Annotated in this window: 28 protein-coding genes; 17 read left to right on the forward strand and 11 right to left on the reverse strand. The window is 72.4% G+C overall.

Going from position 1 to position 22,597, the window contains the following annotated elements; all coding sequences use genetic code 11:
- Nucleotides 1–31 precede the first annotated feature (31 nt).
- Complete coding sequence (locus ACIQWA_RS33845; protein WP_402489134.1) at nucleotides 32–1,021, forward strand: ABC transporter substrate-binding protein; 990 nt, start codon at nucleotides 32–34, stop codon at nucleotides 1,019–1,021.
- 116 nt (nucleotides 1,022–1,137) lie between these two features.
- Nucleotides 1,138–1,845: a VC0807 family protein gene (locus ACIQWA_RS33850; protein WP_402489136.1), complete on the forward strand. Its 708-nt coding sequence runs from the start codon at nucleotides 1,138–1,140 to the stop codon at nucleotides 1,843–1,845.
- Between the two features lie 12 nt (nucleotides 1,846–1,857).
- Here the strand turns inward: ACIQWA_RS33850 and ACIQWA_RS33855 are convergent, their stop codons facing one another.
- Nucleotides 1,858–2,649 carry a DUF6597 domain-containing transcriptional factor gene (locus ACIQWA_RS33855; RefSeq protein WP_402489139.1) on the reverse strand — a complete coding sequence of 264 codons (792 nt, stop codon included), beginning with the start codon at nucleotides 2,647–2,649 and terminating at the stop codon, nucleotides 1,858–1,860.
- Nucleotides 2,650–2,751: 102 nt separating this feature from the next.
- Between ACIQWA_RS33855 and ACIQWA_RS33860 the strand changes: the two genes are divergently transcribed.
- Nucleotides 2,752–3,339, forward strand: coding sequence for a TIGR03086 family metal-binding protein (locus ACIQWA_RS33860; RefSeq protein ID WP_402489141.1), 588 nt, complete (start codon nucleotides 2,752–2,754; stop codon nucleotides 3,337–3,339).
- A 9-nt stretch (nucleotides 3,340–3,348) separates the two neighbouring features.
- On the opposite strand, the gene ACIQWA_RS33865 is transcribed toward ACIQWA_RS33860, so the two are convergent.
- A complete protein-coding gene (locus tag ACIQWA_RS33865; RefSeq protein WP_402489144.1) occupies nucleotides 3,349–3,804 on the reverse strand; it encodes a nuclear transport factor 2 family protein in 456 nt (151 codons plus the stop codon).
- A 65-nt stretch (nucleotides 3,805–3,869) separates the two neighbouring features.
- Complete coding sequence (locus ACIQWA_RS33870; protein ID WP_402489146.1) at nucleotides 3,870–4,745, reverse strand: LysR family transcriptional regulator; 876 nt, start codon at nucleotides 4,743–4,745, stop codon at nucleotides 3,870–3,872.
- Between the two features lie 70 nt (nucleotides 4,746–4,815).
- Here ACIQWA_RS33870 and ACIQWA_RS33875 point away from each other — a divergent pair, with 70 nt between their 5' ends.
- The gene (locus ACIQWA_RS33875; RefSeq protein WP_402489148.1) at nucleotides 4,816–5,184 is read left to right on the forward strand and encodes a nuclear transport factor 2 family protein; all 369 of its coding nucleotides are present in this window, start codon (nucleotides 4,816–4,818) and stop codon (nucleotides 5,182–5,184) included.
- A 196-nt stretch (nucleotides 5,185–5,380) separates the two neighbouring features.
- On the opposite strand, the gene ACIQWA_RS33880 is transcribed toward ACIQWA_RS33875, so the two are convergent.
- Nucleotides 5,381–5,644, reverse strand: coding sequence for a hypothetical protein (locus tag ACIQWA_RS33880; RefSeq protein ID WP_402489150.1), 264 nt, complete (start codon nucleotides 5,642–5,644; stop codon nucleotides 5,381–5,383).
- A gap of 11 nt (nucleotides 5,645–5,655) precedes the next feature.
- The gene (locus ACIQWA_RS33885; protein ID WP_402489153.1) at nucleotides 5,656–6,021 is read right to left on the reverse strand and encodes an ATP-binding protein; all 366 of its coding nucleotides are present in this window, start codon (nucleotides 6,019–6,021) and stop codon (nucleotides 5,656–5,658) included.
- 264 nt (nucleotides 6,022–6,285) lie between these two features.
- Between ACIQWA_RS33885 and ACIQWA_RS33890 the strand changes: the two genes are divergently transcribed.
- The 6 genes from ACIQWA_RS33890 to ACIQWA_RS33915 all read left to right on the forward strand — a co-directional run bounded on the left by ACIQWA_RS33890 (nucleotide 6,286) and on the right by ACIQWA_RS33915 (nucleotide 8,848).
- A complete protein-coding gene (locus tag ACIQWA_RS33890) occupies nucleotides 6,286–7,149 on the forward strand; it encodes a helix-turn-helix domain-containing protein (protein ID WP_402489155.1) in 864 nt (287 codons plus the stop codon).
- The gene (locus ACIQWA_RS33895; protein ID WP_402489158.1) at nucleotides 7,142–7,333 is read left to right on the forward strand and encodes a DUF397 domain-containing protein; all 192 of its coding nucleotides are present in this window, start codon (nucleotides 7,142–7,144) and stop codon (nucleotides 7,331–7,333) included. The genes ACIQWA_RS33890 and ACIQWA_RS33895 overlap by 8 nt, the downstream gene beginning before the upstream one ends.
- A 57-nt stretch (nucleotides 7,334–7,390) precedes the next feature.
- Nucleotides 7,391–7,597, forward strand: coding sequence for a DUF397 domain-containing protein (locus tag ACIQWA_RS33900; RefSeq protein ID WP_402489160.1), 207 nt, complete (start codon nucleotides 7,391–7,393; stop codon nucleotides 7,595–7,597).
- A gap of 29 nt (nucleotides 7,598–7,626) precedes the next feature.
- On the forward strand, nucleotides 7,627–7,818 hold the full coding sequence (locus tag ACIQWA_RS33905; RefSeq protein WP_402489163.1) for a DUF397 domain-containing protein: 192 nt from the start codon (nucleotides 7,627–7,629) through the stop codon (nucleotides 7,816–7,818).
- 56 nt (nucleotides 7,819–7,874) lie between these two features.
- Complete coding sequence (locus ACIQWA_RS33910) at nucleotides 7,875–8,066, forward strand: DUF397 domain-containing protein (RefSeq protein ID WP_402489166.1); 192 nt, start codon at nucleotides 7,875–7,877, stop codon at nucleotides 8,064–8,066.
- A 74-nt stretch (nucleotides 8,067–8,140) separates the two neighbouring features.
- Nucleotides 8,141–8,848, forward strand: a complete 708-nt coding sequence (locus tag ACIQWA_RS33915) for a carbon-nitrogen hydrolase family protein (RefSeq protein WP_402489168.1) — start codon at nucleotides 8,141–8,143, stop codon at nucleotides 8,846–8,848.
- Nucleotides 8,849–8,863: 15 nt separating this feature from the next.
- Here the strand turns inward: ACIQWA_RS33915 and ACIQWA_RS33920 are convergent, their stop codons facing one another.
- Entirely contained in the window at nucleotides 8,864–9,127 is a 264-nt protein-coding gene (locus tag ACIQWA_RS33920; RefSeq protein WP_402489171.1) for a DUF6879 family protein, read from the reverse strand.
- Between the two features lie 160 nt (nucleotides 9,128–9,287).
- Between ACIQWA_RS33920 and ACIQWA_RS33925 the strand changes: the two genes are divergently transcribed.
- From ACIQWA_RS33925 to ACIQWA_RS33935, 3 genes are all read left to right on the forward strand, one after another.
- Nucleotides 9,288–10,040, forward strand: coding sequence for a DUF6879 family protein (locus ACIQWA_RS33925; protein ID WP_402489174.1), 753 nt, complete (start codon nucleotides 9,288–9,290; stop codon nucleotides 10,038–10,040).
- Nucleotides 10,037–10,879: a helix-turn-helix domain-containing protein gene (locus tag ACIQWA_RS33930; protein ID WP_402489177.1), complete on the forward strand. Its 843-nt coding sequence runs from the start codon at nucleotides 10,037–10,039 to the stop codon at nucleotides 10,877–10,879. Before ACIQWA_RS33925 ends, ACIQWA_RS33930 begins: the two co-directional genes overlap by 4 nt.
- A gap of 288 nt (nucleotides 10,880–11,167) precedes the next feature.
- On the forward strand, nucleotides 11,168–12,340 hold the full coding sequence (locus ACIQWA_RS33935; RefSeq protein WP_402489179.1) for a methyltransferase domain-containing protein: 1,173 nt from the start codon (nucleotides 11,168–11,170) through the stop codon (nucleotides 12,338–12,340).
- Nucleotides 12,341–12,493: 153 nt separating this feature from the next.
- Here ACIQWA_RS33935 and ACIQWA_RS33940 read toward each other — a convergent pair whose 3' ends face one another.
- Both ACIQWA_RS33940 and ACIQWA_RS33945 read right to left on the reverse strand, forming a co-directional pair.
- Nucleotides 12,494–13,540 (reverse strand): fatty acid desaturase family protein, encoded by a 1,047-nt coding sequence (locus tag ACIQWA_RS33940; protein ID WP_402489243.1) that lies wholly within the window; start codon nucleotides 13,538–13,540, stop codon nucleotides 12,494–12,496.
- Nucleotides 13,541–13,685: 145 nt separating this feature from the next.
- On the reverse strand, nucleotides 13,686–14,096 hold the full coding sequence (locus tag ACIQWA_RS33945; RefSeq protein ID WP_402489182.1) for a VOC family protein: 411 nt from the start codon (nucleotides 14,094–14,096) through the stop codon (nucleotides 13,686–13,688).
- A 189-nt stretch (nucleotides 14,097–14,285) separates the two neighbouring features.
- On the opposite strand from ACIQWA_RS33945, the gene ACIQWA_RS33950 reads away from it, so the two are divergent.
- The gene (locus ACIQWA_RS33950; RefSeq protein ID WP_402489185.1) at nucleotides 14,286–15,848 is read left to right on the forward strand and encodes a protein kinase; all 1,563 of its coding nucleotides are present in this window, start codon (nucleotides 14,286–14,288) and stop codon (nucleotides 15,846–15,848) included.
- A gap of 115 nt (nucleotides 15,849–15,963) precedes the next feature.
- Nucleotides 15,964–16,836, forward strand: coding sequence for an alpha/beta fold hydrolase (locus ACIQWA_RS33955; RefSeq protein ID WP_402489187.1), 873 nt, complete (start codon nucleotides 15,964–15,966; stop codon nucleotides 16,834–16,836).
- On the opposite strand, the gene ACIQWA_RS33960 is transcribed toward ACIQWA_RS33955, so the two are convergent.
- Both ACIQWA_RS33960 and ACIQWA_RS33965 read right to left on the reverse strand, forming a co-directional pair.
- Entirely contained in the window at nucleotides 16,829–17,365 is a 537-nt protein-coding gene (locus ACIQWA_RS33960; protein WP_402489190.1) for a hypothetical protein, read from the reverse strand. The genes ACIQWA_RS33955 and ACIQWA_RS33960 overlap by 8 nt on opposite strands.
- Before the next feature lie 88 nt (nucleotides 17,366–17,453).
- Nucleotides 17,454–18,137: a hypothetical protein gene (locus ACIQWA_RS33965; protein WP_402489193.1), complete on the reverse strand. Its 684-nt coding sequence runs from the start codon at nucleotides 18,135–18,137 to the stop codon at nucleotides 17,454–17,456.
- A gap of 110 nt (nucleotides 18,138–18,247) precedes the next feature.
- Between ACIQWA_RS33965 and ACIQWA_RS33970 the strand changes: the two genes are divergently transcribed.
- Complete coding sequence (locus ACIQWA_RS33970) at nucleotides 18,248–18,874, forward strand: TetR/AcrR family transcriptional regulator (RefSeq protein ID WP_402489196.1); 627 nt, start codon at nucleotides 18,248–18,250, stop codon at nucleotides 18,872–18,874.
- A gap of 108 nt (nucleotides 18,875–18,982) precedes the next feature.
- On the opposite strand, the gene ACIQWA_RS33975 is transcribed toward ACIQWA_RS33970, so the two are convergent.
- The gene (locus tag ACIQWA_RS33975; protein WP_402489199.1) at nucleotides 18,983–19,630 is read right to left on the reverse strand and encodes a hypothetical protein; all 648 of its coding nucleotides are present in this window, start codon (nucleotides 19,628–19,630) and stop codon (nucleotides 18,983–18,985) included.
- Nucleotides 19,631–20,073: 443 nt separating this feature from the next.
- Here ACIQWA_RS33975 and ACIQWA_RS33980 point away from each other — a divergent pair, with 443 nt between their 5' ends.
- Complete coding sequence (locus ACIQWA_RS33980) at nucleotides 20,074–22,575, forward strand: helicase-associated domain-containing protein (RefSeq protein ID WP_402489201.1); 2,502 nt, start codon at nucleotides 20,074–20,076, stop codon at nucleotides 22,573–22,575.
- Nucleotides 22,576–22,597 lie beyond the last annotated feature (22 nt).

Raw genomic sequence — 22,597 nt, forward strand, 5'->3', positions numbered from 1 at the left:
CACCGCAGCCTCACCGCCCGAGGACCCGCCGATGCCCCGGATCTCCCGCCGTACGTTCCTCGCCGGGCTCGGCGGACTCGGCGGGGCCGCCGCGCTCGCGGCGTGCAGCGGCTCCGGGGGCTCCCAGCCGCCCGCCGCGGACTTCGAGGCGAGCGGCACGCCCTCCCCCACCCCGCTGCCGCCGGTGACGGTGAACGCCGCGACCGGTCCGGTGCAGGTGCCGGGCGAGCCGGTGCGGGTGGTCGTGCTTGACACCGACGTGCTCGACTCCGCACTGACCCTGGGCATCACCCCGGTCGGGGCCGCGCTCCCGGCCGCCGACACCGGCTTCCCCGCGTACTGGCCGGCCTCCCGCACGGCGGGCGTCCAGCTGGTCGGCCCGGCCGGCGCGCCGGACCTCGCCGCGCTCCGGGCGCTGCGGCCGGACCTGATCCTCTCCAACCAGACCCGGGACGGCGACCGGTACGAGCAGCTGCGGGCGATCGCCCCGACCGTGCTCACCCAGACCACCGGGGCGCCCTGGAAGGCGAACTTCCAGCTGCACGCCCAGGCGTTGAGCCGGGTGGCGGCCGGGGCGGCCTTCGCCGCCTCGTACCAGAAGCACGCCGGGCAGGTGGCGGGGGCGCTGGCGGCGGCGAAGCTGTCCGGGCGCAAGGTGAGCCTGGTGCGGTTCACGGAGGGCGGCGGGATCCGGCTGTTCGGGCGGCAGAGCTTCCCCGGATCGGTGCTCGCCGACGCCGAGGTGGGGCGGCCGGACGCGCAGAACGTCGACCAGTCCGACTTCGAGATCCCACTGGACCAGATCGGCAAGGCGGACGGCGACCTGCTGCTGTACGCGACCTACGGCGATCCGGAGCGGGCGGGCGAGGAGGCGGCGTTGGCGAGCCCGGGCTGGCAGGGCCTCGGGGCGGTCAAGGCGCACCGGGCGTTCCCGGTGGACGACCAGCTGTGGTTCCAGGGGATCGGGTACACCGGGGCGAACTTCATGCTGGACGAGCTCCAGCGCTTCCTCGGGGCGTAGTCGGGGCCTGGTCCGCCCACTGACGATTAGTCGACATCCCCGGGTTGTGCAGCCGACCGGCACTTCCGCCACAATGGCGCCGCCCATTCACACCGTTTCGTCCGGGGGACACCACCATGTCAACTGCGGTAGCTCCGACCGCTCCTGCCCGCAAGGGCAAGGCCGCCGCGCTCGGCTGGCTGATCAGCATCGCCTTCAACGTGGTCGCGCCGATCATGATCTACAACCAGCTGCACGACCACGGCTACAGCGAGTCCACCGCCATCCTGCTCTCCGGCCTCGGCCCGGTGCTCGACACGGTGATCTACCTCGCCTGGCACCGCCGGATCGACGAGTTCGCCGTCGTCTCGCTGGTCTTCGTGGCGCTGACGCTGGTCGTCTCGCTGGTCGGCCCGACCGACCCGAAGATGCTGCTGGCCAAGGACTCCTTCGTCTCCGGCCTGCTCGGCGTGCTCTACCTCGCCTCGCTGGCGGCGCCCAAGCCGATCATGTTCTACTTCGGCCGCAAGTTCGCCACCGACGGCACCCCGGAGATGGTCGCCTGGTGGAATTCGATGTGGCAGTACCCGGGTTTCCGGCTGGTGCAGCGCAACCTGACCATCGTCTGGGGCATCGCGTTCATCCTGGAGGCCGCGCTGCGGATCGTGTTCGTCTACACGCTCTCGCACGGCACGGTGGTGACCATCAACAGCGTCCTCCCGTTCGCGGTGCTCGGCGGGCTGATCTACTTCACCATCACCTACGCCAAGCGGGCCAGCGCCCGTGGCCGGGCCGCCGCCGAGGCGGCCGCGGCTGCGACGGCAGCGTCGGCGCCGGCGGCCTGAGTCGTTCGTAGTTCAGCCCGAACTCGCGTAGCGGGACGGCGAGATGCCGACCGTCGCGGTGAAGTCCCGGGTGAGATGGGCCTGGTCGGCGTAGCCGAGCTCGACGGCGAGCGCCGCCAGGTCCAATTTCCCCTCCGCCGCGGCGCGTTCGGCGGCCTCGTGGAGCCGGGCCCGGCGCAGCACCCACTTCGGGGAGGCGCCGACGTACTCGGCGAACAGCCGCTGGAGGCGGCGGACGGTCAGGCCCAGCTCGCGGGCCAGGTCGTCCACCCGGCGCAGGTCCGGGGAGCCGGTGATCCGCTCCACCATCGCGGCGACCTCCTCGGCGACCGGGTCGGGCGCGGGCAGGAGCGGCAGCAGGAAGGCATCGGCCCGCGCGGCGCTGGGGCCCTCCAGGACCAGGGCGTTGGCCTCGTCCACCCCGGGCCCGAAGTAGTCGGCGGCGGGGACGGACCGGTCGGCCAGGGCGCTCACCGCATGCCCCGCGAAGGGCCGGAAGGCGCCGGGGCGGAACTTCACGCCCAGCACGTGCCCGGTGCCTTCGAGACGGCGGACGAAGAGCGAGCGGTCCACCCCGTAGACGCGGGCTCGCGGGGCCTCGAAGACCAGGTGGACGTTCGGGTGGGCGAGCACCTTCTGCTCGTACGGCGGCCGGCCGGCCAGGTCCCAGCGGACCACCCAGTAGAACTCCACGAAACGCGCCACGGCGGGCGCGGGCGCCACCCGCTCCACGCTGATCAGCTCGGCGGCCCGAGCCGGGTGGAGCACACCGCGGCCGAGGTCGGGGGCATCGGGGGCAGCCATGGGGCCAGGCTAGTCGTCGCGTTTCTCCAGGACCGTCGCGCTTCTTCGAGGTCGTCGCGTTTCTTCAAGACCGGGCGGCGCGGCCCGGCGCAGGATCGGGGCATGAACGCTCACTCCCTGCACCCCGTCCTGGCCCGGGCCGCCGCCGTCGCCTCCGAGGTGGCCGCCGGCGTCCCGGCCGGGGTGGCCCTGGACGCGCCGACCCCCTGTGGGGAGTTCGACGCCCGGACGCTGATCAACCACTGGGTGCTGTACACCTCGCACGGCCTGGAGCACCGGGCCCGGCGCACCGAACTGCCCGCGGCACTGATCGAGCGGGACTTCACGGCGGACCCGGACTGGCGCGCCGAGTACGCGGCGCAGCTGGAGCGGGCCGTGGCGGCCTGGGGCGACCCGGCGGCCTGGGAGGGGGACGTCGACCTCGGCGGGTCGCCGTTCCCGGCGGTGGGGATCGCCCGGATGCTGCTCCTGGAGCTGCTGCTGCACGGCTGGGACGTGGCCCGGGCGGTCGGGCAGCGGATCGAGGTGGACGAGGAACTCGCACTGCTGGTGGGCGAGATCGTCGCGGAGAACGCCGAACTGTTCCGGCAGTACGGCGGGTTCGCGGAGCCCGTCGCGGTGCCCGAGGACGCCTCGGCGTGGGAGCGCGCGTTGGCGGCCTCGGGTCGTGACCCGCGCTGGAAGGCCTGACCGGCCCGGTCAGCTCATGAGGGCGGGGGCGAAGTAGTCCCGGAGGCGGGCGATCCTGCCGTCCCGGATGCGGAAGATCTGGACCAGGGAGACGACTTCGTCGCCCCTGCGCTCGTCCCTGCCCTCGTCCCTGCCCTCGTCTCCGCTTTCGTCCCCGTCGAAGACGGTGTCGATCTCGGCGATGAACACGTCGGGGTCGGCGGTGGTGTGCAGCACGTAGCCGGACTTCTCGAGGTTCGGCACGCGGTCGTTCTTGGCCTGTTGCTGCTGCTCGTAGTACGCCGCCATGGCGGTGCGGATCTCCTCGCGGCCCACCAGCCGGCGGGGGAAGGCGGCACCGGCGGGCATCAGTGGCGCCTCGAAGACGCCGTCCTCGGTGAAGCACTCGGCGAGGGCGTCGGCGTCGCGGGTCAGGGCACCGGCGTGGACGTAGCTCTGGAAGATCTGCTGCGGCGTGCGGGACACGGCGGCCTCCTCGGGCTCGGGCACAGGAGGCCACCCAATCACGGGCCGGCGCGGGGCGAGCGGTTTCAGTCGGTGCGCATCGCCGTCGTGAGTTTGGTGTGGAGGAGGCGGACGGCCGGGGAGTGCTGGTCGCGGCGGGCGACCAGGCCGAGGCGGGCGTTCGTACCGGCGTCGGTCAGCGGGACGGCCCGCAGGCCGGGGCCCTCCACGGCGGAGGCACTGAGGACGGCCACCCCGGCGCCGCGCTCGGCCAGGCGGAGCACGGCCGCCGGGGAGCTGGCCTCGATGTCCACGCGCGGATCAAGGCCGAGCTGGGCGCAGGAGCGGTCGTAGGCGGCGCGGAGACCGGTGCCCGGGGAGAGGCAGAGGATCTTCTCGCCGCGCAGGTCGGCGAGGGTCAGGCCGGGGCGGTCGAGGCGGTGGCCGACGGGGACGACGGCGGCGATCGGGTCGTCCACGACCACGCCGACCTCCAGCCCGGCGGCCACCTCGCCCGCGTAACCGATCAGGGCGAGGTCGAGGGCGCCCGCCAGGACCTGGGCCTGGAGCAGGTCGGAGTGGCCCTCGTGGAGGCTCAGCTCGATGCCGGGGTGAGTGCGGCCGAGGTCGGCGACGGTGTCCAGGAAGGGCGGGATCGAGCAGCCCATGATCATGCCGAGCCGGACCCGGCCGCGTACGGCGTCGGCGAACTCGGCGGCGGTGTGCCGGATGGCGTCGAGGGTGGCCAGGGCGTTCTTGGCGAGCGGGAGGATGGCCTCCCCGGCCGGGGTGAGATGGATGCGGCGGCCGGCGCGATCCAGTAGCTGCTGGCCCAACTCCTTTTCCAGCTTGGCGACTTGGGTGCTCACGCCGGACTGGCTGACGTGCAGGCGGGCTGCGGCGGCCGTGAAGGAGCCCTCGTCGACGACGGCGGCGAAGTAGCGCAGCTGGTGCATCTCCATATCTGAGGATGATAGCTGGCATCGGTTCTATCTGTTGGACGGATGGGAGAGGTCGCGGAAGGATGGAGGCATGACGACGACGAAGAACGCGCGAGAGCTGGCCGAGACCTACTTCACCGCCTGGGAGGCGGGCGACTTCGACACCATCCGGGGCCTGCTGGCCGAGGACGTCGACTTCGTGGGACCGCTCGGCAAGGCGGCCGGGATCGACCAGGCGCTGGGCGGGCTGCGGGGGCTCGGTCAGGTGCTGGAGAAGATCGACGTGAAGGTGCGGGTGGCGGAGGGTGACGAGGTCATCACCTGGTTCGAACTGAACACCAGCATCGCGCCGCCGGCGCCGACGGCGAACTGGATGCACGTGGAGGACGGGAAGATCGCGCGGATCCGGGTCACCTTCGACCCGCGCGAGGTGCTGGCGGGATTCGAGAAGAAGGCCTGAGGAGGGCCGAGCGGGGCGGGCAGAACAGCACGGGAGACGAGGGTCGTGATCGCCGGGGGGCGGTGGCGGCCCTCTTCCGCTGTTCGCGCTCAGGCGTCCTCGTCGGGATCGGGCGGGGCCGCGCGGAGGGCGGTGACGACGCCCAGGGCGACCGTGGCGATCGCGAGGGCGAGGAGCGTCGCGAAGGCGGCGGCGATCAGGAATCGCACGGGCGCTCGCGGTCGCGGTCTCGGTCCCGGTCTCGCTCGCGGTCGGCGTCGAGGAGCAGCGTGAGGAGGTTGAGGAGGGTCGACGCCGGGGCCGTGTTGAAGCAGACCAGGACGCGGCCGTCGAGGGTCCGGTCGGTGGCGGCCGAGGGGAAGATCAGGCCGAACCGGCGGCCGCGCTCGTGGAGTTCGGCGAGGAGGCTGAGGATGTGGTCCTCGGTGAAGGCCCGGATCCGGGGGTCGGTGGGCTGCATGGGGTGGCGGGTCACTGGGCACCGTCCAGCTCGAACCAGATCGACTTGCCGTGCTCCCGGGGGTCGACGCCCCAGCGGGTGGTGAGGCCCTCGACGAGTTGGAGACCGCGCCCGGACTCGGCGAGGACGGAGGGGGCGTGGAGGCCGGGGAAGAGCGGGCTCTCGTCGGAGACGGAGACCCGGAGGGTGTTGCGGGTCATCGCGAGGATCTGGACGACGGGGGCGGGGGTGGCGCCGTGCCGCCAGGCGTTCACGAGGAGTTCGTAGAGGCAGAGTTCGGCCTCGAAGATGGTGGAGGCGGGCCAGCCGAGGCGGACCATGGCGTCCTGGAGGGCCTGACGGCCCAGGGCGAGCGAGGGCGTGTTGAGGTGACGCATGGGAGTTCTCCCGGGCGTGGTTGAGAAGGGGAATCCGGCGGATGGATGTCGCCGTGAGCCAGGCCAGGCAGATGGGCATGGCTGCTCTGCGGCGCTTGCTGGCAAGCGTTACTGACGATCCGTCGGATCGATGTGACATCGACCATAACGCACACGAGTATCCAAATTACTACTCTCGCGGAAAGTTCCCTCTACGGTGGTAACTGATGACCTCGCGCTCAGCCAGCGCGGCAGACTGGGCCACACTGCACCTGGAAGGAAGCCATGCCTCCTCGTTCGAACCCAACACTCCGCCAGCGCCGACTCGGAATCGAGCTTCGGAGGATGCGCGAGCAGGCTGGGTTCGGCGGCACTGAACTTGGCCGGATGGTCGGCATGAGCCCAGCCCAGGTGACGCAGATGGAGTCAGGCAGAATCGGCATCAGCACTGACCGACTGCGCGTGATCGCCGCTGCCTGCAGCTGTGTCAACGAGCCCCTCATCGAAGCTCTCGCCACCCTCATCGGTGAGCGAGGCAAGGGGTGGTGGGAGGAGTATCGCGGCACCCTCTCAGACGACTTCCTCGATGTGGCCGAAGTTGAGGGCCACGCGCAAAGACTCGCCACCTTCACGATCACCTTCCTCCCTGGGCTACTTCAGACAAGCGCCTACGCCTCGGCAGTCTTCAGTCGGGCTTTCCCCGCCCCAGCTCCTCATGAAGTCGATCTCAGAACCGCCTTCCGCATGCAGCGGCAGCAGATCATCAGGTCCGGAGACGTTCCCTACACAGGGTTCATCCACGAGGCAGCACTGCGGATGCAGTTCAGCGGTCCAAAGATCCTCGCCGACCAGCTCGGCGCTCTCATCGAAGACTCCTACACTCCGGGAATCTCGATCCGAGTCGTACCGTTCGACATCGAGACGTTGCCCGGCCCCAGCGAGAACTTCACCTACGCCAACGGTGCAGTGCCCGAGCTCGACACTGTCCAAATGGACTCGGGCCACGGCAACCACCTCTATGACGCTCCACCCCACCTGGCCGCGTTCCGGGAGACTCTCGCCCGCATGGAGTCCGTCGCCTTGTCGGAGGATGAGTCTCGATCGTTCATGCAAGCTGTCAAGGCAGAGATGGAAGACAAACATGACTAAGTTCAAGTGGCAGAAGTCCAGCTACTCCGGAGCAAACGACACCTGTGTCGAAGTCCGCGCCGTAGACGGCGCTATCGAACTCCGCGAGTCCGACGAGGGGCACCTCATCCTCCACACCACCCCGGCCGCCCTCGCCGCCCTCCTCCAGGGCGTCAAGACCGGCGAATTCGACCACCACGCCTAACCTCCAGCCCGTCGCGCGCCCACCGCGCGACGGGCCAACCGAGCCAAGGAGGGCCGAATGCGCAAGTCAGAGTGGCAGAAGTCCAGCTACAGCGGGGCGTCCAGCGAGTGCGTGGAGGTGCGTGCCGCCGGCCGGGCGGTCGAACTCCGCGAGTCCGACGAGGGCCACCTCATCCTCCACACCACCCCCGCCGCCCTCGCCGCCCTCCTCCACGGCATCAAAGCTGACGAGTTCGACCACCACGCCCAACCTCCAAGCCGCTGACGAGCCAAACCCAAACCACGGAGGCCCATATGCGTGATTCTGCGTGGCAGAAGTCCAGCTACAGCGCCTCAGGCAATGAGTGCGTCGAAGTCCGTGCGACGGGCGACCTGATCGAACTCCGCGAGTCCGACGAGGGGCACCTCATCCTCCACACCACCCCGGCCGCCCTCGCCGCCCTTCTCAAGGGCGTCAAGACCGGCGAATTCGACCACCACACCTAACCTCCGGCCCGTCGCGCCCGACCGCGCGACGGGCCAACCGAGCCAAGGAGGGCCGAATGCGCAAGTCAGAGTGGCAGAGGTCCAGCTACTCCGGTGCAAGTAACGCGTGTATCGAGGTCCGCACGGTTGGCGAAGCCGTCGAACTCCGCGAGTCCGACGAGGGCCACCTCATCCTCCGCACCACCCCGGGCGCCCTCTCCTCCCTCCTCAGCGGCATCAAGGCCGGCGAATTCGACCACCACGCCTGACCCTCCGCACGTCCCAGGAGTGGGAAGTCGACCCCATCGACTTCCCACTCCCCGCCCGTGCCATTCTGACCGCCATGAAGATCGCCGCAGCTCAGCTGTCCTGCACCCCCGCCGACATCCCCGCCAACGTCCGGCAGCTCGTCGCCCTCGCCGAGCAGGCCCGCGCCCAGGGCGCCGAGCTGATCGTCTTCCCCGAGTTCGCCCTCACCGGCTACGAACTCGAAGCCCTCGCCGCCGACCCCGCCCTCTGGGTCACCCCCGACGACCCGCGCCTGGCCCCGCTCCGAGCCACCGGCATCGCCATCGTCCTCAACTGCGCCGTCCCCACCGGCGGACCCCGGCCCGCCATCGGCACGTACGTCTACGGGCCCGACGGCGAACTGATCACCGCCTACCTCAAGCAGCATCTCTACGAGAACGAGCAGGGCATCTTCACCGCTGGCGACCAGGACGGCCGCTTCGAACTCGGCGGCCACCGCTTCGCCCTCGCCACCTGCTTCGACAACCACTTCCCCGACCTCACCGGCCGGGGCGCCGCCGACGGCTGCGCCATCCACCTCGCCAGTTCCCTCTACGGCACCGGCGGCGGCATCCACGAGCGGGCCACCGTCTACCCGGGCATCGCCAAGTCCACCGGCATGCACGTCGTCCTCGCCAACCACGTCGGCCCCTCCGGCCCCTGGACCGGCTGCGGCGGCGCCGCCCTCTGGGCCCCGGACGGCACCCCCCTCACCGAGGCCGACGACCACTCCACCACGGTCGCCATCGCCGACATCCCGTAGCGGACCCTGCCGGGCTCAGCCGCCGCCCCTGAACTCCGGCAGCCGAGACCGGAACTCCGCGTGGCGGACCGCATTGCCGGCCATCCGGCGGACGTTGTCGAACCAGGGATGGCCGACCTCACCGGCGGTGTCGCCCGTGCGCAGGAACTCGGCGTAGGAAGGCATCCGCTGGTCGGAGAGATATCCGGTCCTGGCCTCCAACCGCCGAGCGGTGTGATCGAATCCGTCGTTGGCGAACTCGGTGTTCCTCCGCTGCGGCACGAATTCGGGCACCGGCATCGCCCTTTTCGCGCGAGTACGAGACCTGCGTCCGAGAACGCTCGCATCCGCAACGCGCACAACTCCAGCCCCATGGGCGAATATTCGAGAATCACCGCCCGCGCCAAGGCAGGTTGAGGGCATCCTGACTTCGCCTGACCGACAGCGAAGGGAGCCGGCCATGAGCCGACGACTGCGGTACATCGGAAGCACCTCGGGACACAGCGGATGCCCGACCCTCTACGAGGATGCGGAAACCGGAGACGTGATCGTCCAGGGCGACGCCGTGACCGACCCTGCCGAGATCGCCCAACTCCGTGACGTCAAACCCAGCGAGGGTTTCGTGGTCGTACCGCGCGCGCTGATCGCCGATTTCGGACCGCGCGACGTGGCCCGCGAACCCGTGCTGATCAGCTATGACGAGTTCGAAGAAATGTTCACGACTTTCCAGCACACCGCCTTCCGGCTGGAAACCCGGCGCCAGTACCGCTCCGACGAGCAGAGCGAGACCTACCGTCGGTTCGCCGCCGGGCTGGACCCCGAGTGGGACCTCGACCACCCCTGGTGCCGTTCGCGCCGCGAACAGTCAGCCCTGGGAAAGCGGTTCGAGCGAGTCCGGATCATGGACAACCCGCCCACCCTGGGGCAGCGTTACCTCCTCAACAACGCCGAGCGGAACAACGCCGTCGGCGAGGACACCCGGTACCTCTGGCGGGCCGACGCCGAGCGGCTGAACCTCCCGCACGAGGACGCCTGGCTGTTCGACTCCCGCGTCATCGCCCTGCTGCACTTCGACGACGATGACGAAATCACCAAGATCGAGCTCATCACCGACCCGGTGCAGGTCGCCCGTGCGTGCCAGGTCCGGGATGCCGCCTGGCACTACGCCATCCCGAGTCGCGAGTTCAGCACTGGGGTACCGTCCGACGTGTGAGCACCGACTTCCAGCAAGCCAGGATCGCCCTCGGTCAGCGGCTCCGTGAGCTGCGGACCGAGGGCGGTCTCACTGGTCGGCAACTGGCCGACCGGCTCGGCTGGACGCAGTCCAAGGTCAGCAAGCTGGAGACCGGCCGACAGACGGCGACACACGGCGACCTCGACGCCTGGGCCGAGGGCGTCGGACAACCCCACACCGCCGCCGAGTTGTCGGCCAAGCTTCGAGCCTTCGAGTCGGGAACACGCTCCTGGCGAAGACAACTGGCCGCCGGACATCGCCCGGTCCAGGACACGCTGACCGTTGAGTACGAACGCTCGGCTGTCATGCGCGCATGGGAGAACTCCATGATCGCCGGCCTGCTCCAGACGGCCGACTACGCCCGGCGCGTCTTCACCGGATACGTCGATCTGCACCGGTCGCCGCGTGACATAGAAGATGCCGTTCGAGCTCGAATCAAGCGGCAGGAAGCCCTGTACCGGCCAGGCAAGAAGTACCACATCATCATGTGGGAAGCAGCCCTGCGCGCACAGGTCTGCCCGCCGGCCGTCATGGCCGCGCAACTCGATCGCCTCAGCGGCGTGATCGGCCTGGACACCGTCACCCTCGGCATCGTCCCGTTCGAGGCTTCACTCAAGTTGCCACCTGCCAACGGATTTTGGATCCACGACGAACGACTCGTCGTCGTCGAGGACTGGCACGCCGAGCTCTGGCTCGACCAACCCGAGAACGTGGCGCTGTACCTGCGCGTCTGGGAGACCCTGGAGAACGCAGCGGTCTACGGCGCGGACGCCCACAAGGTCATAACACGCTGCCGTAGAGCGCTCGGAACCGTCTGAGGAATCCCCGAGAAAGGCACCTGCCGGGTGCCGGAATATTCGAGAATCAGCCGTCCTTCCAGGCCTGTCGTCCACCTACCGTTGCACCTGACGATGCATCAGGCATCGCCGAAGAAAGGGGAAGCACATGCCCATGTCCAGCGACGGCAAGCACGGTGGCGGGTCCGGGAACGGCCAGGGTGGCGGGCAGCAGGACGACTCCAGCAGCGGCAACAAGCATGGGGGCGGCGGCAGCGACGAGGGGGCAACTCCTCGGACGGCAGCGGTCCGGCGTCGGGTCGCTGACGCGTGAGCGAGAAGCACGAAGCGGAGGTCGGCCGGGCCCGGCTGGCCTCCGCGCTCACCGCGAACGGGTCGCTCACCCCGGACTGGCTGTCAGCCTTCCACGCCGTGCCGCGGCACTGGTTCGTCCCCACGCTCGTTTGGCCCGGCCAGGGGGACGGGATCCGCCAGGGGGATGCCGTGAACCGGCACGTGGATCGGGCCGCCTGGTGGAACGCCGTCTACTCGGACGTCCCGCTCACCACCCAGTGGGACGACGGCGCGCACTGCGGCACCGGCCGGGGCACGACCCCCACGTCCTCCAACTCCATGCCGACCATGGTGTTCTCGATGCTCGCCGCACTCTCCGTGGACCCCGGCCACCAGGTGCTGGAAATCGGCACCGGCACCGGCTGGAACGCCGCTCTGCTCGCCCACCGGCTCGGCTCCGATCAGGTCGTCACCGTCGACGTGGACGAAGACGTCTCCGCCGGCGCCCGACTCCGCCTCACCCGCGCCGGGTTCACCCCGACCTGCGTCGTCGGCGACGGCTTCCAGGGACACCCCGCTGGCGCGCCGTTCGACCGGGTGATCGCCACCTGCTCGGTCCGCGAACTCCCGTACGCCTGGGTGGCGCAGTCCCGCCCGGGGGCCGTGGTCGTCGCGCCGTGGGGGCCCGAGTACGGCGGTGAGGCGATCGCCCGGCTCACCGTGGGCCCGGACGGCACGGCGAGCGGGCAGTTCACCGGCTCGTCCGCCTTCATGCGGCTGCGCCGCCAGCGCACCGTCCGGCCGCACAGCCTGGAGTACCTGTCCGGCCCGTGGCCGGCCGACGGGGTGCGGTCCTCGACCTCGCTCTCGCCGGAGGCCGTCAGCAGTTGGCCGGCGATGTTCGCAGTCGGCGTGCAGGTGCCGGACGCCTTCCCCCTGGTCGAGCGGTACGCCGACGGCAGCTACACCTTGTGGCTGCACGACACGGCCGTCACCTCCTGGGCCACCGTCGACTGGGAGCCCGACCGCACCACGTACGAGGTGGTGCAGTCCGGCCCCAGACGGCTCTGGGACCAGGTCGAGGCCGCCTGGCGCCGGTGGGCCGCGCACGGCCGTCCTGGCTTCGATCGGTTCGGGCTCACCGTCTCGCCGGACGGCCAGGAGGTGTGGCTGGACGACCCCGGCTGCTCGATGCTGCCCCAGTCCTGACGGGGTGTCCATCCACCCCGCGCACCGGGCGGCCTGGTGACCGCTCCGATGCGCAGGAAGTCGACCCCGCCGACTTCCTGCGCATCGCCCCGCCTCGCCCCGTCTCGCCCCGCCTCGCGCCGCAGCCCGTCACACGGGCCCGGGCGGCGCCGCTCAGTCGCCGGAGCGGATCGGCTCGCCCGTGCGGTGCAGGTGGGTGAGGATCTCCCGGTAGGAGCGGAGCAGCCCGGTCTCGTAGTACGGGATGTCCTTCTCCGCACAGAACTCCCGGGTGATCCGGGCCGCCCGCCCGAGTGCGGGGGTCGGCATGCTGGGGAACAGGTGGTGCTCCACCTGGTAGTTGAGGCCACCCATCACCACGTCGAGCAGCGGCCCGCCGCGGACGTTGCGTGAGGTGAGCACCTGGCGGCGCAGGAAGTCGAGCCGCATCCCGGGCGTCACCATCAGCATGCCCTTGTGGTTCGGCGCGAAGACGCAGCCCAGGTAGACGCCGAGCAGCGCCTGGTGCACGGCGACGAAGGCCAGGGCCTTGCCGAACGGCAGCGCGCCGAAGACCAGGCCGAAGTAGGCCGCGAAGTGGACGACCAGCAGGACGCCCTCCAGCACCGGCCGCTTCACCGCGGGGCCGCGCAGCGCGCGGAAGCTGTTGAAGCTGAGGTTGAGGCCCTCCAGCAGGAGCAGCGGGAAGAACAGGTACGCCTGCCGCCGGCCGATGAACCGGGCGAGGCCGCTCGCCTGCCGGGCCTGCCGCTGGGACCACACGACGAGGTCGGGCGAGACGTCCGGGTCGCGCTCCTCGTGGTTGGGGTTGGCGTGGTGGCGGGTGTGCTTGTTCATCCACCAGCCGTAGCTCATGCCCATCAGCAGGCTGGCGGCGATCCGGCCGCCGACCTCGCTGGGCACCCGCCGGCTGAACACCTGGCGGTGTGCCAGATCGTGCGACAGCAGTGCGACCTGGGCGAAGACCGCGGCCATCACGGCCGCCAGGGCGAGCTGCCACCAGGTGTCGCCGATCGCGTACAGGGCGCACCAGCCGTCGACGAACGCGAAGAGCACCAGCCCGATGCGGGCCGCGTAGTAGCCGGGGCGGCGGTCCAGCAGGCCCTCGGCGGCGATCCGGCGGCTCAACTGGGCGAAGTCACTGCCGCCGCCCTCCGGCTGCGGGGCGGCGGACGCCGGAGCGGCCGCGGCCTTGGTCATCGTCACGGACTGTGTGGGCATGCCCCGAGTCTGGCCCGCCGGGCGGAGCCGCAGAACGGGGAAAGCACCCCTCCCGTACGGGTGTTAACCCCCGCAGCGGGAGGGGTGGCGGCGGGCCCGGGGGCCGACCGGCGGCCCGGCTCGCTCAGTCCTTGTCGCCGCCCATCCAGGCGGCGCGCTGGCGCAGCGAGATGCGGTTGCCGTCCGGGTCCACGGCTTCGACGCGGATGCCGAAGCCGTAGTCCTCCGGCTCGGACTGCTCGAAGGTGACGCCGCGCCCGCTCAGCACCTTGAAGTCCGCCCGCAGGTCGTCCGATTCGAGGAAGACCGGCCCCGGAGTGACACCCGGCAGGCGGGAGGCCGGCTGGCCGGCGGCCGGGGCGTGCGGCCAGAGGATGATCTCCACCGGGCTGCCCGGGACAGCCACGGTCAGGAAGCGCCCGTCGGGGCCCGGGTGGTCGATGCGCTTCTCCAGGCCGAGCCGGTCGGTGTAGAACTCCAGGGCGCGGTCCTGGTCGGTGACGTAGACCGTCACGTACATGATGTTCGTCAGCATCTCGCTGGGTGTCCCTTCGTGTCGTCGAGGGTGCTCCATCGCTCCTCTGCCGCACCGACGGATCCCGACGAGCAGATGTGACACGTACGACGGTCGGTTGATCCACCCGGAGCCCTGCCCGTACTGTCGGCACGCGGCGGCATCGACGGCATCGGGGACGTCGGCGGCGATCGAGAGCGGGGCGGGGCCGTGACCGAAGAGGCGATACCAGGACGGCTGATCGGCCGTCGCTACCGGCTCGTCCGGCAGCTGGGGGCCGGCGGCTTCGGGCGGGTCTGGCAGGCCCACGACGAGACGCTGGGCATCGACGTGGCCGTCAAGCAGCTGTGGCTGCCGCCCGCGACCTCGGACGGCGAGCGGGCCGAACGGCTGGCCCGGGCCGAGCGCGAGGCGCGCAACGCCGCCCGGCTGCGCGACCGGCCGCACATCGTGTCCGTCCACGACGTGCTGGTCGAGGACGGCATGCCGTGGATGGTGATGCAGCTGGTGTCGGGCGGCTCGCTGGGCGACCGGCTGGCCGCGCACGGGCCGCTGCCGGTCGAGCGGGCGGCCGCGGTCGCCCGCGCCCTGCTGACCGCCCTCGGTGCCGCCCACGCGGCCGGGGTGGTGCACCGGGACGTCAAGCCCGCCAACGTGATGCTCGCCGACGACGGCGAGGTGCTGCTCGCGGACTTCGGGATCGCCGTCCACCAGGCCGACACGACGCTCACCGCGACCGGGGCGTTCATCGGCTCGATCGAGTACATCGCGCCCGAGCGGGCGCGCGGCGTGGACGGGCAGGCCGCCTCCGACCTGTTCTCCCTCGGTGTCACCCTGTACCAGGCGGTCGAGGGCGTCTCGCCGTTCCGCCGGGACTCGGCGACGGCCTCGCTGACCGCCGTCCTGTTCGACCCGCCCGCGCCGCCGCGCAACGCCGGTCGGCTGGCGCCGCTGATCCTGGCGCTGCTGGCGAAGGAGCCGGAGCAACGACCCAGCACGGCACAGGCGTTGGCGATGCTCGACCGGTCCGTCCCGGACGTGCCCACCGTGCTCGACCATCCGCTCCCGGCGCCGACCGCTGCGCCCGTGACCGTGACCGCGTCCACGCCCGTGACCGCGCCCGTGACCGCGCCCGCGCCCGTGGTGCAGGACCTCGCGGTGACGGCACCGACGGACGCCCCGAGGTCGCGCTCGGCCCGGACGACCATGGGCGTGATCGTCGGCGTCGTGCTGGCCGCGGTGGTCGGGGTGCTGGTCGCCACGCTCCCCGGGGACGACGGGACCGATCAGCCCGAGGCCGCGGCCGGGGCCACCGCCTCCGGGCTGCCGCTGAGCAGCCCGTCGAGGAGCTCGGCGCCCGGCCTCCCGGACCTGCCGACCCCCTGCCGCGTCTCCGCCGACCTCGCCGCCAAGCTCGGGCTCACCAGCCAGGGCCACGAGGACGTCAAGCCCGAACGGCGCCGGTGCGACTGGTGGACCGACGGCTCCCCCCGCCTCCCGTACAACTTCGCCAGTGCGCAGACCTACCGGGGCCCGTACACCGTCCAGCCGAACTCGCACCCGGTGCGGATCGCGAACGCCGTGACCGGCCAGGAGTACCTCGACAACAAGCCCAGCAACAACGGCATCGTCTTCTGCCGCGTTGAGTGGCCCACGGACAACGGCGGCTTCGCCTCGGCCGTGATGCAGTCCCCCAAGGGCTCCGACCCCAGCCACCTCTGCGAGTTCACCGAGCAGTGGGCGGACGGGCTGTACCAGAGCCTGACGCCCTGACTTCGCGGCGCCCGGAACAGCTCGTCCAGGTGGTGGGCCAGGACGGGCGTTTCGGCAATCCCTTGTCCCGGCACACGTTGGTACACGCGTATCATTCCTGTGATACACATGTATCATGCGAATCAGCGAGTTCACGAACGGCAAGGCCGAAGCCCGCTTCCGCACCGCCTACGAGCACGCCCTGACCCGCCTCTGGCCCCGGCAGCACACCGCGACGACCGTCCCCACCGGCTTCGGCAGCACCCGCGTCCTGCGCACCGGCCCCGCGCACGGGCAGCCGGTCGTGCTGCTCCCCGGCGCCGGCGGCAACGCCCTGATGTGGCACGCCTACGTCGAACGCCTCGCCCAGCAGCACCCCGTCATCGCCGTGGACACCATCGGCGAACCGGGCGCCAGCGTGCAGACCACCCCGATCAGGGACGGCCACGACGCCGCCGACTGGCTGGAGGAACTCCTCGCCGCGCTCGACGTCCCCACCGCCCACCTGGTCGGCTGCTCCTACGGCGGCTGGATCGCCCTCCACCACCGGCTCCGCCACCCCGGCCGGACCGCCACCCTCACCCTGGTCGACCCGGCCGGCCTGGCCGACGTCGGCCGCCGCTTCTACACCTGGCTGATCCTCGGCGGCCTCGCTGCTCTGGCCCCGCGCGCGCTCCGCCCCCGGCTGGCCCGGGCGGTCGGCAACAGCGCCATCCTGGAGGCCGAGCTGATGACCCTGATGCGCGCCTCGACCGGCTTCCGCCGCCGTCTGCCCCTGGCCACCGCCCTCGACGACGCCGAACTGGCCCGCCTCGACGCGCCCGCGCTCTTCCTGCTCGGCGAGCGCAGCGCCCTGCACGACGCCCGGGCCGTCGCCGGGCGGCTGCACCGGCTCGCCCCGGCCGCCCAGGTCCGGATCGTGCCCGGCGCCGGGCACTCGCTGACCACGGACGATCCGGCGGCGGTCCTCGACGGGATCCTCACCATGGCGGCGCCGCAGGTCAGTTGACCGCCTCGACGACCCCGGCCTGCTCGACCTCGACCCGGGCCTTCTCGCGCTCGCCCTCGCCCTCCTCCTCGGCCGGCCCGTCCGCCAGGACCATCGGCCAGTCCTCCCCGGAGGCCAGCAGCGCCTCCAGGGGCACCCCGGCCGCCCCGGTGAACACGGCGGTGGCCTCGGAGAGCCGGGCCGAACGGGCAGCCACTTCCGTGGGAAGAACCACCTCCGCCGAGAGGACCACGGCGGCGTCCGGATCGAGAACCGAACGGAGCGGGAAGTCGGCCGGATCGACGCGCACCTGCTCCAGCGCGTACGGGTAGACCGCGATCGTCACCGTCAACCGGTCGCCGTCCAGGCTGCGTTCGGCCCAGCCGTCGGTCGGCAGCAGGAAGAACGCGCCGTCCCCCTCGTAGCAGTACGCGCCGAGCCGGTCCAGGGCCCGCTCGCCGGGGGTGCCGTCGGGATCGACGACGAGGACAGCGACGTGCGCCTCCCGGTCGCTCGGGTCGAGGTCGGAGCGGACGTACAGGCGGGCCACCGGGCACCTCCGGTTCGCGGAACGGAATCGGGCCCGTCGCCGTACCCCGCAAGGGAGTTGGGCGACGGGCCCGGGGCCCACGCTACCGTCAGGCGGTCGCCCGGTCCGCCGCCGGACCCCCCTTGCGGCCCACCACCTGCCGCCGCACCGCCCAGACCGCCCCGGCGAGCACGAAGCCGTAGACCGACACCAGCCCGTGGCCGTTCTCCTGGGCGAACCACATCGCCAGGCCGAGCGCCGGGACGCCGGCGGCCAGGGCGATCTCCTTGGGGAGCCGGGTGCGGGTGAGGAAGGCGAGGGCCAGGGTGGCGCCGAGGAAGTAGGTGGCGCCGGAGCTGCCGGCGAAGTTGCGGGGGTCGGCGCTGGGGCCGCCGCCGATGCCGATCAGGGTGTCGATCCGGCCGGGCAGCAGGATGCCGGCCAGGAAGAAGCCGAGGGTGAGCGTGCCGCCCCAGTACCACTGGGCGAGCGCGGCGACGGCGGCGAGGCTGACGAGGTTCCACAGGCCGCCGAAGAGGCCGCCGTTCTGCATGAACACCGAGGTGAACTCGCGCCACCAGCCGGACCGCGCCGGGTCCGCGTCCAGCGCGTCCATGGCGCCGGACCACACCAGCTGGAGCAGCACCCCGCCGACGGCGACGGCGGTCAGGGCGATCGCCGCCCACGGGAGCGGCCGTCCGCGCAGGGTGTCGCGGCCGACCACGCCGAGCCCGCAGTTGACCATCATGACCATCAGCGCAGCCGTGGTCACGTTGAAGACGATGGCGTCCATGACTGGCCCTCCCCCCGGTTCCGGCGCTTTCCAACGCCGTTCGAAAACCTGATGGAGCAAAGGTAGCACAGTTTTCGAACAGTGTTGGAAAACGATGTACGGTGGACCGCATGAAGCTCACCAAGGAGCGCATCGTCGACGCCGGCATGGCCGTCTTCGCCGAGGTCGGCTACCAGAACCTGTCCATGCGCCAGGTCGCCGAACGCCTCGACGCCCACGCCGGCAGCCTCTACTACCACGTGCGCGGCAAGGACGAACTGCTCGCCCTGATGGCCGACCGGATCAGCCGCCGCGCGTACGACGCGGGCACCGCCGCCCTCGCCGCCCTCCCGCCCGACGCCGGCTGGCAGGACCGCGTCGAGGCCCAGGCCGTCACCCTGCGCCACGAGATCAAACAGCACGCCGGCGGCGCCCAACTCCTCGCCGAGAGCCCCGGGGTGCTCAGCACCGGCGGCCTCTCCCTGATGGAACGCCTGCTGCGCACCCTCCTCGACGCGGGCCTGCCCGCCGAGCACTGCGGCACGGCCGCCGACACCCTGCTCAGCCACGTCACCGGCTTCGTGCTCCAGGAGCAGAACCAGCCCACCGCCCCGCCGACCGTCACCGCCGAGCTCTACGCCGAACTCCGCGAACGGTTCCCACTGGTCATGGGCGACCTGATCCCGCGACTGAGCCAGGACGAGAAGTACGTACGGAGCATCCGCCTGCTCTGCACGGGCTTCACGGCGCTCTCCTGAGCCGCCGGGGGGCGGCCCTCCGCGCCCGTGTTCGGGCGCGGGCGGGCGCGGGCGGGCGCGGGCGGGCGCGTTCGGGCGCGGGCGGGCCGGCGGGGGCGGCCCCGGCGCTCAGCCCTGCTGCGGCGGACGGCGGCGCATGCTCAGCAGCAACAGCACCACCGCCGTCAGCACCGCCGAGGTGCGCAACACGCCCGGAGCCATCGACCAGCTGAACTGCCCCAGCGGGGAACCGGTCTGCACCCCGCCACCGCCACCGCCCGCCCCCTGCTTCGCCGTTCGCATCGCGAACAGCGCGGTCGCGCTCATCGTCACCAGCGGGATCCCCAGGATCACGAACTTACGTGTCAGATCCGAGAGTTGACGGGACAGGTAGCCGAGCCCCCAGCCCGCCAGCATGGCCGGGAAGAACCCCGACACCGCACCGCCGACCAACAGCCCGCAGGACAACAGGATCAGCGGGGACGGCTTGCGGGCCCCCTGGCCCGCCCCGGCGGCCGTCGCGGCCTTCCCGGCCTCCGCCTGCGCGGCCCTGGCCTGCGCCTTCCGCTGCCGCTTCGACAGCCGCACCGGCCGCCCCCCGGCCTGCGCCGCCGCGTCCTCCGCGCGCTGCTCGGGGATCGGCTTCGGCGCGGGCTGCGGCGTGTCCGAGAAGTCGAGCATCGTCATCGTCCACGGGCTCGAACTCTGCACCATCGGCGGCGGGATCACCTCCGAACCGCCCTCGGGCGAGGCGACGCCCGGCAGGTCCAGCGACACGTTCGGAATGCCACCCGCCCCGGTGAACCCGGACGCGACCGAGGGCCCGTACACGCTGTCCTCCGCCGCCGGACCCTCGGGCGCGGCCGGCGGAGCCGCCGGGGGAGTCGTCGGGGGAGTCGTCGGGGGAGGCGTCGACGGCGCGGATGCACCCGACGCCCCCGGCCGCTCGCTCCACGGCCCGCTCTTGCGCCACCACTCGCCGTCCGTCATCACCGACACCCCGCCTCGCCCACGCCGTCCGCCGAACCGCGGCGACCGCCCACCGAACCGCCCTCGGCCGTGACGCTACCCACCGTGCCCCGTCGACGCGAGTCCCGCCGCGCACCCCGCGCCACCGCAGCCACCGGCCACCGCACTACCGGGGCCCCGGCCCACGGCAGCCCCCGGCCCCGCCGTACGAGCGCACCCCACCGTCGGCGCGCCCGACTAACCTAGGTCGAATGACCACACAGCAGGGCCCCCAAGGCCAGCGCAGGACGCCCGCCGGCCCCCGCACCCTCGCCGAGGAGCTGCGCGCCCGCCCCGACGACGCGCTCGCCGCCCTGCTCCGGTCCCGCCCCGACCTGCTGAACCCCGTCCCCGGCGACCTCACCCAGCTCGCCGCCCGGCTGTCCTCGCGCGCCTCCGCGCTGCGCGCCCTGGAGCGGCTCGACCGGTTCACCCTCCAGGTCGCCGAGGCCCTGGCCACCGCCCCGGACGGCACCTCCCTGACCACCGTCCGCACCCTGCTGACCGGCCCGGCCAAGGTCAAGCCGCACCCCGGCGCCACCCCGCTCACCCCGGCCGACCGCGCCGCCGTCGCCTCCGCCCTCCCCCGCGCCGTCGCCGTCCTGCGCGACCGGGCGCTGCTCTGGGGCCCCGACAACGGCCTGCGGCTGGTGCTCGCCGTCCGCGAGGCACTCGCCCCCACCGCCGCCAACCCCGGCCGCACCGGCCTCGGCCCCACCCTCGCCGACGCCACCACCGGCATGTCCCCGGCCCGGCTGCAGCAGCTGCTCGCCTCCGCCGGGCAGCCCGCCACCCCGGACCCGGTCACCGCGGTCGCCGCGCTGACCGCCCTGCTCACCGACCGCGCCCGCTGCGCCGCCCTGCTCGACACCGCCCCCGAACCGGCGCTGCGGCTGCTGGACCGGCTGGTCTGGGGGCCGCCCACCGGCACCGTCCCGGACGCCACCCGCCCGGTCACCGCCGAGGACGCGCAGAGCCCGGTCGAATGGCTGCTGGCCCGCGGCCTGCTGCTGCCCACCAGCCCGGGCAGCGTCGTACTGCCCCGCGAGCTGGCCCTGCACCTGCGCGGCGGCCGCACCCACCGCACCGTCGAACCGCTCCAGCCCGAGCCCGCGCCCGCCGCTCCCCCGCGCGATCCACAGGCTGTGGACAACGCCGCGGCCGGCCAGGCGCACACCGCCGTCAAGACCGTCGAGGAGCTCCTCGACACCTGGGGCCTCACCCCGCCGCCCACCCTGCGGGCCGGCGGCCTCGGCGTACGGGACCTCAAGCGCGCCGCCCAGACCCTGGAGACCACCGAGCAGCAGGCCGCCTTCTGGCTCGAACTCGCCTACACCGCGGGGCTACTGGCCCCCGACGGCGAGGCCGACGAATGCTGGGCGCCGACCCCGGCCTACGACGGCTGGCTGCAACTGGACACCGCCGAACGCTGGTCCGTGCTGGCCACCGCCTGGCTCACCGCCACCCGCGTCCCCGCCCTCACCGGCACCCCGGACGGCAAGGGCAAGCCGCGCGCCGCCCTCGGCCCCGAACTCGACCGCACCCTCGCCCCGTCCGTCCGCCGGGCCGCCCTCGCACTGCTCGCCGAACTCCCGCCCGGCACCCCGGCCACCGCCGCGGAACTGCTGCCCACCCTGCGCTGGCAGCGCCCGCTGCGCGGCGGCCCCACCGGCCCGAGCGGCCACGAACTGCGCGACGACCTCACCGCCTGGACCCTCGCCGAGGCCGAACTGCTCGGCATCACCGGCCGCGGCGCCCTCGCCGCCCCCGCCCGCGCCCTGCTCACCGCCGAGTCCGACCCGGCCGAGGTGCTCGGCCCGCTGCTCCCGCAGCCGCTGGACCACGTGATCCTCCAGCCGGACCTCACCGCGATCGCCCCCGGCCCGCTGCTCACCCCGCTCGCCCAGGCGCTCGCCCTGTGCGCCGACATCGAGTCCAAGGGCGGCGCCACCGTCTACCGCTTCACCCCGACCTCCGTACGCCGCGCCCTCGACGCCGGCCGCACCGCCGCCGACCTCCAGACCTTCCTGGCCCAGCACAGCCGCACGCCCGTCCCCCAGCCGCTCGCCTACCTGATCGACGACGTCGCCCGCCGGCACGGCATCCTGCGGGTCGGGGCCGCCTCCTCCTACCTGCGCTGCGACGACCCGGCCCTGCTGAACGAGGTGCTCGCCGACCGCCGCGCCGCCGACCTGCGGCTGCGCCTGCTCGCCCCCACCGTCCTCGCCGCCCAGGCCGCCCCGGACGTCCTGCTCACCGCGCTGCGCACCATGGGCTACGCCCCGGCCGCCGAATCCGCCGAGGGCGACGTCCTGATCACCCGGCCGGACAGCCACCGCACCCCGCCCCGCAGCGCCCCCACGCCCGTCCCCGACGGGCCGCCCACCCCCGACGACACCCTGCTCGCCGCCGCGATCAAGGCCGTCCGGGCCGGCGACCGCGCCGCCACCGCCACCCGCCGCGAGCCGACCCCCGACCCGCGCCAACTCCCCCGCACCGCCGCCGCCGAGACCCTCGCCGCGCTCCAGACCGCCGTCCTGCTCGGCGAGCGGATGTGGATCGGCTACCTCAACGCCGAGGGCATCGCCAGCCAGCGGATCATCGACCCGGTGAAGGTCGAAGGCGGCTTCGTCACCGCCTTCGACCACCACGCCGACGAACTCCGCACCTTCGCCCTGCACCGGATCACCGGCGTCGCGGAGCTGGACGAGTAGGACGGGCAGGACGAGTAGGACG

This window comes from Kitasatospora sp. NPDC098652, assembly GCF_044760155.1.
Taxonomy (GTDB): Bacteria; Actinomycetota; Actinomycetes; order Streptomycetales; family Streptomycetaceae; genus Kitasatospora.

What these genes read in the sequence shown, in the direction of transcription:
- ACIQWA_RS33845 (WP_402489134.1), top strand. Translation starts at nt 32, where the DNA reads ATGCCCCGGATCTCCCGCCGTACGTTCCTCGCCGGGCTCGGCGGACTC.
- ACIQWA_RS33850 (WP_402489136.1), top strand. Translation starts at nt 1,138, where the DNA reads ATGTCAACTGCGGTAGCTCCGACCGCTCCTGCCCGCAAGGGCAAGGCC.
- ACIQWA_RS33855 (WP_402489139.1), bottom strand. Translation starts at nt 2,649, where the DNA reads ATGGCTGCCCCCGATGCCCCCGACCTCGGCCGCGGTGTGCTCCACCCG.
- ACIQWA_RS33860 (WP_402489141.1), top strand. Translation starts at nt 2,752, where the DNA reads ATGAACGCTCACTCCCTGCACCCCGTCCTGGCCCGGGCCGCCGCCGTC.
- ACIQWA_RS33870 (WP_402489146.1), bottom strand. Translation starts at nt 4,745, where the DNA reads ATGGAGATGCACCAGCTGCGCTACTTCGCCGCCGTCGTCGACGAGGGC.
- ACIQWA_RS33875 (WP_402489148.1), top strand. Translation starts at nt 4,816, where the DNA reads ATGACGACGACGAAGAACGCGCGAGAGCTGGCCGAGACCTACTTCACC.
- ACIQWA_RS33880 (WP_402489150.1), bottom strand. Translation starts at nt 5,644, where the DNA reads ATGCAGCCCACCGACCCCCGGATCCGGGCCTTCACCGAGGACCACATC.
- ACIQWA_RS33885 (WP_402489153.1), bottom strand. Translation starts at nt 6,021, where the DNA reads ATGCGTCACCTCAACACGCCCTCGCTCGCCCTGGGCCGTCAGGCCCTC.
- ACIQWA_RS33890 (WP_402489155.1), top strand. Translation starts at nt 6,286, where the DNA reads ATGCCTCCTCGTTCGAACCCAACACTCCGCCAGCGCCGACTCGGAATC.
- ACIQWA_RS33895 (WP_402489158.1), top strand. Translation starts at nt 7,142, where the DNA reads ATGACTAAGTTCAAGTGGCAGAAGTCCAGCTACTCCGGAGCAAACGAC.
- ACIQWA_RS33900 (WP_402489160.1), top strand. Translation starts at nt 7,391, where the DNA reads ATGCGCAAGTCAGAGTGGCAGAAGTCCAGCTACAGCGGGGCGTCCAGC.
- ACIQWA_RS33905 (WP_402489163.1), top strand. Translation starts at nt 7,627, where the DNA reads ATGCGTGATTCTGCGTGGCAGAAGTCCAGCTACAGCGCCTCAGGCAAT.
- ACIQWA_RS33910 (WP_402489166.1), top strand. Translation starts at nt 7,875, where the DNA reads ATGCGCAAGTCAGAGTGGCAGAGGTCCAGCTACTCCGGTGCAAGTAAC.
- ACIQWA_RS33915 (WP_402489168.1), top strand. Translation starts at nt 8,141, where the DNA reads ATGAAGATCGCCGCAGCTCAGCTGTCCTGCACCCCCGCCGACATCCCC.
- ACIQWA_RS33920 (WP_402489171.1), bottom strand. Translation starts at nt 9,127, where the DNA reads ATGCCGGTGCCCGAATTCGTGCCGCAGCGGAGGAACACCGAGTTCGCC.
- ACIQWA_RS33925 (WP_402489174.1), top strand. Translation starts at nt 9,288, where the DNA reads ATGAGCCGACGACTGCGGTACATCGGAAGCACCTCGGGACACAGCGGA.
- ACIQWA_RS33940 (WP_402489243.1), bottom strand. Translation starts at nt 13,540, where the DNA reads ATGACCAAGGCCGCGGCCGCTCCGGCGTCCGCCGCCCCGCAGCCGGAG.
- ACIQWA_RS33945 (WP_402489182.1), bottom strand. Translation starts at nt 14,096, where the DNA reads ATGCTGACGAACATCATGTACGTGACGGTCTACGTCACCGACCAGGAC.
- ACIQWA_RS33955 (WP_402489187.1), top strand. Translation starts at nt 15,964, where the DNA reads ATGCGAATCAGCGAGTTCACGAACGGCAAGGCCGAAGCCCGCTTCCGC.
- ACIQWA_RS33965 (WP_402489193.1), bottom strand. Translation starts at nt 18,137, where the DNA reads ATGGACGCCATCGTCTTCAACGTGACCACGGCTGCGCTGATGGTCATG.
- ACIQWA_RS33970 (WP_402489196.1), top strand. Translation starts at nt 18,248, where the DNA reads ATGAAGCTCACCAAGGAGCGCATCGTCGACGCCGGCATGGCCGTCTTC.
- ACIQWA_RS33980 (WP_402489201.1), top strand. Translation starts at nt 20,074, where the DNA reads ATGACCACACAGCAGGGCCCCCAAGGCCAGCGCAGGACGCCCGCCGGC.